This is a genomic window from Pantoea pleuroti, from assembly GCF_014156615.1.
In the GTDB taxonomy this organism is placed as follows: Bacteria; Pseudomonadota; Gammaproteobacteria; order Enterobacterales; family Enterobacteriaceae; genus Pantoea; species Pantoea agglomerans.
Genome location: NZ_SBFD01000007.1, coordinates 150,981 through 164,151, shown reverse-complemented (window position 1 = coordinate 164,151; position 13,171 = coordinate 150,981). Strand labels below are relative to the sequence as shown.

Annotated in this window: 7 protein-coding genes; all 7 read right to left on the bottom strand. The window is 58.9% G+C overall.

Translation table 11 applies throughout. The annotated features are described in order from the left end of the window. Positions 1-91: 91 nt before the first annotated feature. Complete coding sequence (locus EPG66_RS16955; RefSeq protein ID WP_010257403.1) at positions 92-1,381, bottom strand: dicarboxylate/amino acid:cation symporter; 1,290 nt, start codon at positions 1,379-1,381, stop codon at positions 92-94. Positions 1,382-1,606: 225 nt separating this feature from the next. Further along, on the bottom strand, positions 1,607-3,613 hold the full coding sequence (gene hmsP / locus EPG66_RS16950) for a biofilm formation regulator HmsP (protein WP_031292605.1): 2,007 nt from the start codon (positions 3,611-3,613) through the stop codon (positions 1,607-1,609). Positions 3,614-3,729: 116 nt separating this feature from the next. Then, the gene (gene bcsC / locus EPG66_RS16945; RefSeq protein ID WP_182687605.1) at positions 3,730-7,197 is read right to left on the bottom strand and encodes a cellulose synthase complex outer membrane protein BcsC; all 3,468 of its coding nucleotides are present in this window, start codon (positions 7,195-7,197) and stop codon (positions 3,730-3,732) included. Next, positions 7,190-9,478: a cellulose biosynthesis cyclic di-GMP-binding regulatory protein BcsB gene (gene bcsB / locus EPG66_RS16940; protein WP_143991281.1), complete on the bottom strand. Its 2,289-nt coding sequence runs from the start codon at positions 9,476-9,478 to the stop codon at positions 7,190-7,192. Before bcsB ends, bcsC begins: the two co-directional genes overlap by 8 nt. Positions 9,479-9,482: 4 nt before the next feature. Next, a complete protein-coding gene (gene bcsA / locus EPG66_RS16935) occupies positions 9,483-12,086 on the bottom strand; it encodes a UDP-forming cellulose synthase catalytic subunit (protein WP_182687603.1) in 2,604 nt (867 codons plus the stop codon). Next, positions 12,083-12,814, bottom strand: a complete 732-nt coding sequence (gene bcsQ / locus EPG66_RS16930) for a cellulose biosynthesis protein BcsQ (RefSeq protein ID WP_010257415.1) — start codon at positions 12,812-12,814, stop codon at positions 12,083-12,085. Before bcsQ ends, bcsA begins: the two co-directional genes overlap by 4 nt. After that, positions 12,814-13,011, bottom strand: a complete 198-nt coding sequence (gene bcsR, locus EPG66_RS16925; RefSeq protein WP_010257416.1) for a cellulose biosynthesis protein BcsR — start codon at positions 13,009-13,011, stop codon at positions 12,814-12,816. Before bcsR ends, bcsQ begins: the two co-directional genes overlap by 1 nt. Positions 13,012-13,171: the final 160 nt, after the last annotated feature.

The following is a 13,171-nucleotide window of genomic DNA, read 5'->3' as shown; positions in this document are numbered from 1 at the left end:
CAAAAAAAACAAGTGGGGTTTATTATGCAAATGCCCGCTGTCAGGGCAAGCGACAGCGGGCATTTGTGAGGATTTAAGTGAAATTCAATGATTAAATTGAAGATTCAGACGCTTTATTCTCCTTATTCCGGCCTGCCAGCGTGTCGGTCAGCTGTTTATGATCCAGCTGATCGACCCACTTCGCCACCACCACGGTCGCCACACCGTTACCGATCAGGTTGGTCAGCGCACGGGCTTCGGACATAAAGCGGTCGATACCAAGAATCAGCGCCAGACCCGCCACCGGCAAATGTCCCACCGCAGAGAGCGTCGCGGCCAGCACAATAAATCCGCTCCCGGTTACCCCCGCCGCGCCTTTGGAGGAGAGCAGCAGCACCACCAGCAGCGTAATCTGATGGAAAATGTCCATGTGCGCATTGGTCGCCTGAGCGATAAATACTGCCGCCATGGTCAGATAAATCGAGGTGCCGTCCAGGTTAAAGGAGTAACCAGTGGGGATCACCAGCCCTACTACCGATTTCTTGCAGCCCAGCTTCTCCATCTTATCCAGCATGCGCGGCAGCGCAGACTCGGAAGAGGAAGTGCCCAGCACAATCAGCAGCTCTTCTTTGATATAGGCGATGAACTTAAAGATGCTGAATCCGGCGAACAGTCGTGCAATCAGTCCCAGCACGATCACCACAAACAGAATACAGGTGATATAGAAGCAGATAATCAGCTGGCCGAGCTGCACCAGTGAGCCCACGCCATACTTGCCGATCGTGAACGCCATCGCGCCAAATGCCCCTATCGGTGCCAGACGCATGATCATGTTAATGATGCCGAAAATCACTTTTGAGAAGCTCTCAATCACGTTGAAAATCAGCGTGCCGGTATTACCCAGACGATGCAGGGCAAAACCAAACAGAATGGCAAACAGCAGCACCTGCAGAATATTGCCGCTGGCAAAGGCGCCAATCACGCTGTTGGGGATGACATCCAGCAGGAAAGCGACGATGCCCTGCTGTTCTGCCTGCTGCGCGTAAATCGCCACGGCTTTGGCATCCAGCGTGGCAGGATCAACGTTCATCCCGGCACCCGGCTGCACCACGTTAACCACGATCAGGCCGATAATCAGCGCGATGGTGCTGACAATTTCAAAATAGAGCAGTGCAACCGCGCCGGTCCTTCCTACCGCTTTCATGCTTTCCATGCCAGCGATGCCGGTCACCACGGTACAGAAAATCACCGGGGCGATAATCATCTTGATTAACTTAACAAAGCCATCTCCCAACGGCTTCATCTGGGTCCCTAACTCCGGGTAAAAATGGCCTAACAAAACGCCGATGCCAATCGCCATCAGCACCTGGAAATAAAGGCTTTTAAAAAGTGAGGTTTTCATAAACAGGTGTCCACTAACGCCGTGAGGTGATGTTGTCGGATTCGTTATTGTGACTGGCGGGCAACAGAGGTGGCGCCTGACAGTAACCCGAAAATAACACTCTGTTTACGTGATTAATACAGGGTGACAAACGCCCAGGAAACCCGGGGATCGTAATTCTGAACTGAAACGCTTCAGCAGGGGGTTTTGTAACTAAAATTCTCGCAAAATCAATGAATCAGGCAATTATTGCGGTAGTGAGGAGTTTTCGATCCATGCCTGATTGAATCGGGTCAGAGGCAGCGCTTCAGCATACAGATAGCCCTGTCCGATAGAGATGCCGCGCGCCAGCAGCCAGTCACGTTGTTCCGCTGTCTCCACGCCTTCGGCAATCACCTCCAGATGGATAATCTCGGCGATGGCCGCCACGATGCAGACCATGGTGTCGTCATGCGGCAGCGCCGCCACGAAGCTGCGATCCATCTTCAGCTTGTTAACCGGCAACGCTTTCAGCTGATGGAGGTAGTTAAGGTTGGAGTAGCCCATGCCGAAATCGTCCAGAGCCACGGCCACGCCGGTCTGCTGCAACATCCGCAGCATCGATATCGCCTGTTCAGCATCATCAAGCTGAGCCGTTTCTGTCACTTCCAGCACGAAGGTGCCAGGTGCGATGCGATGGCGCGTCAGCAGGGATTGCAGATGCGAGACCACGCCCGTGTCACGCAGTTGCACAGCGGAAATATTCACACTCAGCGGCAGCATAATGCCCTGTCGCTGCCAGCCTGCCAGAATGCGGCACGCCTCTTCAAACACCCAGCGGCCAATCGCGCTAATCACGCCAATCTCTTCGGCACTGGCAATAAACTCTTCGGTCAGACCGTAGCTGCCGTCTGGCTGGCGCATACGCAGCAGCGCTTCCGCGCCGACTAACGTGCCGGTGCGCATATCGACCTGCGGTTGCAGATAGAGGGCGAACTGCTCATTGTGCAGGCCCTGCAGAATGTCATGCTCCTGGGTCAGACGTTTTTGCGCGCGCTCGGTTAACGCGGCGTCAAAGAACAGGATCTGATTTTTGCCCTGATGGCGGGCCGACATCATCGCTGAGGTCGCGCGGCCAAGCAGATCACTGGCGCTCAGCGGCTGATCGTCGCGCAGCGCCAGACCAATGCTGACGTTAGGACGCAGCTGCAGCTGATACAGGTTGACCGGCTGATTAAGGCGAATCATCAGGTTACGGGCCAGACGCAGGGCGCGGAACGGATTACTGGCGCGCTTCATTAACAGGACAAAGTCGCTGGTCCCGGTCTGCGCCAGCAGAGTATGGTCATCCAGTGTATTACGGATCTTCTCCACCAGCGTCAGCATCAGCGTATCGCGCTGCTCATCGCTCAATACGCCATTGGCTTCCTGCAGGGTTTCAATGCGGATCACCATCAGCCCCAGCGGCTGTTCCGGGCTGCTCATGAACTGCTCGACCAGCGCCAGAAACAGGGTACGGTTGGGCAGATCGGTCACGGGAAAATGGGTGGTCAGCCGGCTCATCTCATCATGTATCGACTCCAGCACCTGCTGATTGCGGTTGTAGCTGCGGATGAGCATGCCGATTTCATCATCGCGGTGGCTCTGCGGCAGTGACAGCTTATGCGTCAGAATAGACTGCGGCGGCAGCTCCTGCAGCTCCCGCGAGAGATTGCGCAGCGGATGCACCACCAGCCGGTTGATACACCAGCTGATCGCCACTGACAGGATCAGTGCCAGCAGCAGATAGGTGATAATCATGGTCGAGAGCGTGCTGAGAATAAACTGGTAGACGCGCGTCGAGTTAGCCTGCAGCACCAGATAGGCCAGCGGTTTCGGCATCCCGGTATTTTCCACTGAATAGAGCGGCAGGGTAATCTGCACCGGCAGCTCAAACAGTCGCGCCACCAGACGCGGCACCGGTTTCTCCGTTTCGAAGTCGGCATGCAGAGCCTGAAACGCATTCGGCAGCACCACATCGGCGCGCGATAAAATACCGGCAGGTTTCAGTGAATGGAGAATGCGTTCGGCCTGAGAAATATCGGCGCGCAGTACCGCTTCCGACAGCGGCTGGCGGACAGTGTGTGCGATATTCTCCATCTGCTGGGCGTAGTCAATCCTGCGCTGCTGCACAAAATGAAACAGTTGGATGACGATAAAGATGCTGATGGTGATAACCGCAACCAGCGAAACCGTCGCCATCTGCTTTATCGTAAGTGACCGGCTTACGCGCAAAAATATTCTCCTGACGATGAAAAAAGCCCAGATAGCAGACAGTACAATGCCCGCCAGTATATCCCATAAACTGACTTTTTTACCGTCTGAAAAGTCCGGCTTTTTCCCGGTCGGGATTATTTAAAATCCGCGTAAGGGGTCAGCGGCTGTGGCGGCATATCCAGATCCCCTTCCCAGCCAGCGGCAGAGTAACGCACGTAGATAAGCCCGTGACTTGGGGTATAGTCTTTCGCCTGTTGAATATCGACGCCCACCCCGATAAACCAGTCGGGCGTGATACGACGTTCAACCACGCCCTGCAGCGTATACCCCGTGCCACTACCGGTGCTGCTGGTAGAAACGGGATTGCTGGCAAGGGTAAAACCGGGATTGACCGGATAGCGCTGCTGCGCATCGGTTTTCGAATGTGACCAGGAAACCGAGCCGCCCAGGTCGAACGACCAGTTTTCTGTCCGCTGTCGCCAGGTGACCGGCACGGAAAAGGAGAGATACTGCTGCGGACTGTAGTAGCCGCCCTGACCGAAGGTGTAATCGCTGAGATCCTTCTGATAGTGCCAGAGCATGCTGTTCAGCCCGACGGTGGCCCGGCGATTATCGCTATTAATGAGCTTGTAGTAGTAGCCAGCCATTAAGCGCTCGCGACTGTTATCCGCAACGTTTTTACCGGTGATCTGATGTGCACTGATGTCGCCCCAGACACCGTGTGCGCCGTCCTGATCGTAACTCAGCCCGATGCTGCCACCCGTTGCCACTACGCCGCCCCAGCTTTTTCCACCATTGGCCGATGGATCGCGCCCGCCCGCGTAGGAAAGCAGCGAACTGGCGATCGGCCGTCGCGAGGCGGTCAGCGTCACGCCAAGATCCCTGACGTCAGTTTTCCAGCTCAGTCCACCGGTCCAGTTGGTCACCTCAAAGCCCAGCGGCGTGGTACCCAGATCCGCTGACCAGCGGTCATTATGCCAGCCGACGCCCAGCGCAGTGCCCTCGGCGCGCTGACTGGCATCGCGGCTGCATCCGCCGGAACTGGCGTCGTCGCAGCTACCAAACTGCTCGTCGAAGCTGCCGTTGCGGGTGGTAAAACTCCCTGCCGAGACGTCCACCCGGTCGAGACGGAAAAAGCCACGTCCGTCGGCAAACGGACTTTCCGCCTGCAGCATGGTGGTATGGGCAGTAAAGTCGGAGACCCCAGCCGTACCCTTATTGCGCGAATAATCCTGCTGCACCGTCAGCGTGGTCTCACGCTGACGATAGAGATCTGCGGTGTCGCTGCGAATACTGCGCTTCAGCCAGTCATCCTGTTCCTGAGAGCGTGTCGCGCGGCTGATACTTTCGCCGCTGCCGATACCGCTGGCCGTCATCGCCTGACGATAATCCGCCAGCGCGATCTCTGGCTGCTGCTGTGTGCGCTCCAGCCGTGCCGCATCACGAAACACCAGTGCCTTATCCTGCGAAGGCGGCAGTGACGCAGCGCGCTGCTTCAGGCTGGCAAAGCGCACGGCAGCCTGCGTGGTTTCGCCCACCGCCTGCCATGCCAGCGCGGCGCGGCGATCGGCATTAAGACTATTGGGCTGGGCTGGCTGCTGCTCAAGTGCCTGCCGTGCTTCACCGGTGCGCTGGAGCGCGACCAGCGCTTCGATTCGTCCCAGCGCCGCGTCGCCGCTATCCGGCTCGCGCGACAGCACCTGCTGATAGGTCTCCAGTGCCTGCTGCGCATCCCCGCGAGCCAGCGCCCAGTCGGCCAGCGTCAGGTCACGTCGGCTGGAAACCGGCTGCTGGTAAAGCAGCGTCACCGCTGCCCGCTCCTGCCCTGCCGCACGAAGCGCTTCGGCGCTGGCAAAAATTTTATCCTGCCCGAGCCGGTCAGCCAGCTCATGCATATTACTGTTCCACTGCGTTTCAGGCAGGCGATGCAGCGTTGCCAGTGCGGCGTCATCATTATCCCGGCTGGAAAGGTAGAGCGCGGCGGCGTAGAGCGCGGTCGCATCTCCGGGATGCTGCTGTTGCAGCGTCGCGATCTGCGCATCCGCCTGTTGGGTGGCGCCACCGTCGCGTAGCGCGCTCGCCAGCCGATAACTGAGCCAGACGTCATCCGGCTGCAGCGCCAGCGCCGCCCGATACTTCTCTGCCGCCTGCGGCCATTTATTCTGCCGGGCGAGCGCATCGGCCTCGGCGCGCAGACTGTCACTGCGCAGCGCGCGCAACGTTCCCGCCATCTCGCGCTGCTGCCCGGCGGGTAGCGTACTGATAAACTGCATTACGCGGGCAGGCGACTCAGCCTGATAAAGCCCGGCCAGGCGACGCACGGTGGTGGTGTTGGTCGCGTCAAGCCGCAGCGCATGCTGCCAGAACAGTTCGGCACCTGCCGCATCTTTGCGCGCCATCGCTACATCGCCCAGGCCAATCAGGGCATAGCTGTCGGTGCTATCAATTTTCTGTGCGGCGCGGTAAGCGCGTTCGGCCCCCTCAACGTCATGCTGCGCCAGCGCCTTGTCGCCCTGTTCGACCGCCAGCCAGTAACGGTTAGTCTGCAGCAGCGACTGCCATTTGCCGATCAACGTGCTCTGCTTGCCCGCCTCAACGGCGCGTTCCAGCCAGAGCACCGCCGCGTCACGATGGCCGGCGCGTGCCTGGGTCTGCCCCATTGCACCCATCAATTCGGCGTCGTTGGGGTTATCCTTCAGTGCCCGACTAAGCGCTGCCATCGCATTATTCACATCGCCCGCCTCGACCAGCGCCAGGCCACGCATCCGTTCGCGATAGGCGGGATCGGCGAGCTGCGCCTGCTGCTTCGCCAGCACATCCGCGCCCTGCTGGTGCGCGTCGCCGTCGGTAAAAACAGCCAGATAAGCCTTCAACTGCGCCACGCTGCTGTCGCTGACCGGCTGATCGTTGATTTGCTGCAGCCAGAGATCGGCGGCGGCGGCGCGTCCGCCGTTGCTGTTTGCCAGCTTTTTCAACTGCGCTATCGCCTGCGCCGGCTGCTGTTGATCAAATGCCATGCGTGCAATTTGCAGCTCAACCCCGATATTGCCCGGGTAGCGCTGCTCCAGCGCCTGCAGCTGCTGATAAGCGACGCTCTCCTGACCGGGAATGCGTGCCAGCAGCCGCCAGTATTCCAGCGCCGTGTTCGCATCCGGAAAAACCCCTCCGAACAACGCATCGTAAGCACTTTTCGCCTCCGCCAGGCGCCCCGAAGTGGCGAGCAGGCGCGCCTGCTGCAGCTGCTGACGCCCATCCGACGACATCAGCGTCAGGCCGACGGCTGATTCACGCGTCGCGGCGGAGTCGGGCGCAACCTTTTTCAGCTGCTCCAGCAGCATCTGCGCTTTAGGGATATCGCCCTGACGCAGCGCCAGCCGCAGGCGAGCCGCCAGCACCTGCGGATTATCAGGATCGATCTTCTCAAGCCGGTAGAGCGATTGCTGCACCAGATCGTATTTGTTGGTCGACTCGCCGGTGCGTACCTGTGACAGCAACCATTCGACCGGCGACACCTCCGGTCCGTCGACCGGTGCAGCCAGCCCCGGCAGCGCACTCAGTGCGCCGAGCAGCATGCCTGCCCGCAGCACCCGGGCGTTATTCATCTTCATCCAGTAAACGACGACGGGTAATAATTCGCATCAGACGCCAGGTCATCAGCGCGAACAGTACCACCACAAAGAGTGCGCAGAGTGCCAGCCAGAAGGGATGGACGGAGAGTAGCGACCAGAGACGCTCCCACCACGGCAGATGACCAACGTAGTAGCTCTCTCCCACGCGCAGGCTGTTAACCCCTGACTCACGGATTACCACGGTGGAGCCAGACATCGTGCCACGCTTGCCGCTGTCACCCATCGCCTCGTTGAGCAACTGCCAGCTGCGCGGCGTGCCATCGGCGAGCAACGCGACAACGCTGCGCTGATCGTAAAAAGGTGACTGGAAGCCAATCACCGTTGCCAGCGGGCCGCGGGAGCTGATAGTCGTCGTGCTTTCTGCCGCCTGCTCGCGCTGACTTTGCGGGTTCACCTCCGGAGTGATCCGTCGCACAGGCTCTTTCAGCCAGCTGGCGGTGGCGTCGACCAGCGCCGGGATCCGCTGGTCATCCTGAAGATCTTTGGGGATGACGCCGATCATCAGCAGATCCACATCCTGCTTCTTCGCCGTGGCCCAGTCATCGGTCAACTGAACGCGCAGCGCCGGATAGCCGGTTTGCGCACCCATATTGCCCAACGTATTCAGCAGCGTGCTGACCTGCTCTGCATCGGGTTTTGGCGGCATCAGTACCAGGGTTTGCGCCAGATCGGCGTAGCGGCTGAACGGAAAGCCCGCATTCGCCCACGCGCGCAGCGACGGCATTTCGATGTAGTGGCGATAGCCGGAAAAATCGATGCTGGAATTGTCGTCCACCACCACATGATGCGTTATCGGCGTTGCGGTTTCACAGCGTCCATCCGCGTTGCCGCTGATGGTGATATTGGCGTAATCAAAATCGAAGCGCAGCTGATTCACTACCCCGAGGCGCAGCGCCGGAATCAGCAGCTCATGGCTCTTGTCCAGCATTCCCTGTATCAGCGGAATATGCAGCAGCTGTTGACCCGTCGTATTTTTCGGCGGCAGCGGATAATCCTGAATGAACTGATTATTCAGGTTGACCGCCAGCCGTGAGCCATCCGACTGGAAAGGCGCGGTGTAGCGATAGCTCAGATCCATGTCGATACCGCGCGCGCGAACCAGGAAGAGATCGGGCGGCAGATTGAGGGTCAGGCTGACGGGATTAGGCTGCACCCCATCAGACTGCAACTGATTCTCATATTGCGTCAGTTCGGCGAAAGTGGTGCGGCGATCGGTCCGCACCCAGTTAGGGGCGTCATAGGCCTGGCGCGGGGAGAGCAGCTTAACGCTGTCGATGGTTGAGATATCGCCGCGCAGCAGCAGCTCCCCCTGGGCGATACCCTGAACCGCCGTCAGCAGGTCCTCATCGTTGCGTCCCAGAATCAGCAGCATTTTTTCATACGGATTATCGGGCTGGCTGACAATCTCTACTGTGGGTTTCGCCACCGGCGGCAGATCTTTCAGGAAATCTGGGCGCGCATCGTTGGTGGCGAACACCACCGCATGATGCTGTTGCGGTAGCTGGTTATACAGCACCGGAAAGCGCTGTCCGCGCCAGCCCGTTTTGCTGCCAAACCAGGAAGCAAGAATGGCGGCAGCCCGCTGCTGCGTCACATCCGGCTGGGCGCTGAACACCATCGGCAGGGTCAGCGGCCGCGTATCCCGCGAATCAAAAAAGGGTTCCGGGAAGTGGGAGAGGTCATTTTTCAGCGGCAGTTTTTGCAGCGTCAGATCGATGCCGCTCTGTTTGCCGATATCAAGCCAGATTGCGCTATTGGCAGGATTTTCACAGACGTTGGCGTAGTGGCCCACCAGCTCGAAACGCACGCGGTTGAAGTCGGCAATGTAACGCGGATCGATCGACAGCTGCGTCTGGGTCTCTTTACCCAGCTGTTCCGGCGTCAGGGTGATCAGACCGACCAGCTCATCATTGAGATACACCTTCAGCTGCGACAGCGTCGGCAGCAGTGCGGGCGAAGGCCGAAAGCTGAGGTTCAGTAACGCGCGCGTCACCACCTCATCGCTGCGCACACCGAACTCAATCTGTCCGGTAGTGCGGGTGCCACGCAGCGTCATGCTGCCAGGCGGCGGTGCCAGCTGGGCAAAGCTCAGCTGGCTGTTCCGCAGCGGTGCGCCGTTATCCTGCGGTAAAGATTGCACAGGCGTTACACCAGCGATGTTTGCGGGCGCGTCCTCCTGCGCGGCGGCACAGCTTAACGTTGCACTGCCCAGCAGCAGAGCGGCAAACCACCTGTTTACTCTCGGTATCGTCATATCATCAACTCAATGCGTTTTTTGAAGCCGGCACACGTCCGATGCCTTGCGGCAACAGCGAAGCCAGCCAGCTCACCCCAACGGTAAGCAGGTTAAACAGCCGACGTAACTGCGGTGGGCCATATTCCGCCAGGCGCAGGTAACCTTTGAAACCGAGGATCATGATATCGGCGAGGCTTTGCACCGGTTTATCTTCCGGAAAACCGTCCTGCCACAGCGCCCAGGTATCGGCGCGGGCGAAGGTACACTGGATAAATTCAATATGCTGCTGGGTGGTCAGCTGATGGAGACGCACGCCAGCACGGTGGCCAAAGACACGCTGCACCTGGCACGGGAAGCTGAACTCCTGCTGTCCACGACGCAGCAGCAGCCACACTTTTTCATTCTCCCGCAGCGCATCCGGCTCGCGCATCTCCAGCCCGACGCCGCCGTCAGAGTAATCACGCAGCGTACAGGGCAGCATATGACCATCTTCGCGTGCAATGGCGGCCGGCATGGCGATCTCCACCCGGTGCGCCTCACGGATCTGCCGTGCTTCAACCGAAACAGCTACCGCACCGCCAAGAATAATCATGTTGTAGAGCACCCAAATCAGGCTCACCCATACCGTCAGTACCTCATTGGCCGGACCGTGCTGCATGCGCCAGAACGCCATCAATACCCCTGCGAGGTTGAGCAGCACCAGCAGCATATAGGGCTTGGTGATCACCCAGTCCAGATGCTGCTCCTCGACCAGCCCGCCTTTTGCGGTGACGTTAAACTTCCCTTTGTGAGGATTGAACAGCGCCACGGTGGTAGGCCGGGCGATATACCAGGCCAGCACCGTCTCGTAGACCTCGCTCCAGAAAGAGTGTCGCCAGCGTCCCTGAATACGCGAGTTGGTGAGGCTGGTATGCAGCATATGGGGCAAAACATAAATGGCGATCGCCAGCGCAGGCGCATAGATGATGTAGGCATGACAGAGCAGAAACGCCAGCGGCGCCAGCAGGAAGACCAGCCGCGGAATGCCAGAGAGAAAGTGCAGCATGGCGTTGGCATAACAGAGCCGCTGTACCCACTTCAGCCCCTTACCAAACAGCGGGTTATCAAGGCGGAAGATCTGCACCATACCGCGTGCCCAGCGGATACGCTGTCCGATATGCGCTGACAGACTTTCGGTCGCCAGTCCGGCCGCCTGAGGAATGCGGATGTAGGCCGAGGTGTAGCCGCGCCGGTGCAGACGCAGCGAGGTATGGGCATCTTCGGTAACGGTTTCCACCGCAATACCGCCAATTTCATCCAGTGCGCTGCGGCGCAGCACGGCGCAGGAGCCGCAGAAAAAGGTGGCATCCCAGGTATCATTACCGTCCTGCACCAGCCCATAAAAGAGCGAACCCTCATTGGGCGTACGACGAAACCGCCCGAGATTGCGCTCAAACGGATCAGGCGAGAAGAAGTGATGCGGCGTCTGCATCATCGCCAGCCGGGGATCTTTAATAAACCAGCCCATGGTCATCTGCAAAAAGGCGCGCGTCGGCACATGGTCACAGTCGAAAATCACCACAAATTCGCTGCGGCAGTACTTTTTCAGCGCGTGATTGATGTTGCCGGCCTTGGCGTGCTCATGGGTGGGACGGACGACATAGTTGATACCCACGCTGGCGGCAAAGTCGCGGAATTCCGGCCGGCCACCGTCGTCGAGCAGATAGATATTCAGGCGGTCTTTCGGCCAGTCGATGCCCATGGCAGCATAGATGGTAGGTCTGACCACGCTGAGCGGTTCGTTGTAGGTTGGCACCAGCAGATCGATGCCTGGCCACTGATCCCGATCGACAGGCATCGACACCGGCTGACGGTTAAGCGGCCAGAGCGTCTGAAAATAGCCCAGCACCAGCACCACCCAGGCGTAGGTCTCAGCCGCAATAAGCAGCAGACCAAACACCAGACTCAGCGGATCGTCCCAGTTCAGCGTCGAGGTATAGCGCCACCAGAGGTAGCGGCACGATACGGTCAGCGACAGCACAATCAGCATCATGGTCGGGAAACGCCCCGGGACGCGTCGTACCAGCATCGCCAGACTCCAGAGCAGTACCACAAAGATAAACTGCGTCATCAGACCAAAGGGCTGGCTGATACAGAGCAGCGCCAGCAACGTCGCAAACAGGGCGGTGACGGCGAAGAGGCTGCGTCGCACCAGCGGCGACAGCCGCTTCAGCCACTGTTCGATGCGCACATCGATTCCCTGGGTCTGTGAGTGGGCAACGGCCCTGTCCAGCCAGCGGTAGCCATGGTGGCGCCACCCAGACAGCGCACCGAGGCCACGGAAACCGCCACGAGCGCCATCGCTCTGCGGCAGGATCACCAAAAGCCACAGCGTCTGGATCAGATAACGCAGGATATCCAGCGGTCGCGGCCGCTCCGGCGAAATGTGCGGATAGAGCCGGCGGCGCTGCTGAATAATCCGCTGCCAGCCCGGCGTTTCGAAGCGAAGCAGCATCAGGCCCAGCACCGACCAGAACAGATGGAGCGCACTGGCGAAGCGGGACGCGCCATTGCCTCGTGCGGTGGTGTAGCCCCTGTGCAGCGATTGCCAGGCGGGCGCTGTTAACAGCCAGCACAACGGATTCAAGAGCTCACTCCATTCAGATTGAGCAGCAGCCAGCTTGCCAGCGTGATGATCTCTTCACTGACCAACGCATGTGGCCGGTATTCACCGACCGGCTGCTTCATCATCAGCGCTTCTGCCAGCGCCTCATCCCGGTGGATCAGCAGCGGGATCAGCGGATTCAGCGAGGCCATCCAGAGCTGATGCAGATCCTGCTGCAGACGGCTGTTGGCATTAAACTGATTGATAATAAAACGGGTGCGCGCCGGAAACTGGCGCTGGCTAAGCCGCAAATGGCAATTCGCGTCTGGCTGAGTGACGCACAACAGGCTGTCCAGCGTCGGATAGAGCGTTTCATGCCAGGGCAGGGTATCGGCAGGCAGATCGAAAATAATCCACTGATAGCGCGCCCGCAGGTCCGGCAATGCCTGGAGCAGCGGCGCGGCGATCGCCTCATTCTGTCTGGCAATAGTCAAAGCATGCTGATGGGAAAGCACCCCGTGAGGCAGCAAATCAGGACCATCGGGATAGCGAAGCCCGCTGTGCTGCCAGTCACCGCCCTCACACAGGGCTTTCATCCAGCCATTATCCTGCTGAGCGGGCAGATTAAAATGCACGCCGAGCTGGCTGACCGGAGAGCCATCAATCAACAATACTCGCTCGCCGAGTGCAGCCAGCGCCCAGCCTAATCCGGCACAAAGAGAAGTCGTGCCGACGCCGCCCCGTACGCCCTGAAGCGCGATCTGCGGCATCAGCGATCGGTCTCAGACTGGCTGGCAAGGGTTTCCGCTAACAGCGGCCAGCGCGACACAATCGCTTTCAGGCGCTCTTCCCGCGCAATGTCGACATAGCGGAAAGAGTGCAAAGAAAACGCATCACGCAACGCACTAATATCATCCTGACGATCGCCATCAGCGGCAACAGGGTTATAGAGATTGTGGTTTTTCATTACTGTTCGCCAAAAATAAAACAACGTCACACTCAGGATGACGGACTGCGCGTAAAGGAAAGTTGAAAAACATTTCCAGAAACGCGGCAATTGCAGAACAATGTGAGCCGGCCTGTGATTAGCAATGTTTAAATTTCTCAGGTTACATCCCGGCCTGTCT

Excerpts from the sequence above, each read along its gene's own strand:
- EPG66_RS16955 (WP_010257403.1), bottom strand. The coding sequence starts at position 1,381 with ATGAAAACCTCACTTTTTAAAAGCCTTTATTTCCAGGTGCTGATGGCG.
- bcsR (WP_010257416.1), bottom strand. The coding sequence starts at position 13,011 with ATGAAAAACCACAATCTCTATAACCCTGTTGCCGCTGATGGCGATCGT.
- bcsB (WP_143991281.1), bottom strand. The coding sequence starts at position 9,478 with ATGACGATACCGAGAGTAAACAGGTGGTTTGCCGCTCTGCTGCTGGGC.
- bcsQ (WP_010257415.1), bottom strand. The coding sequence starts at position 12,814 with ATGCCGCAGATCGCGCTTCAGGGCGTACGGGGCGGCGTCGGCACGACT.
- bcsC (WP_182687605.1), bottom strand. The coding sequence starts at position 7,197 with ATGAATAACGCCCGGGTGCTGCGGGCAGGCATGCTGCTCGGCGCACTG.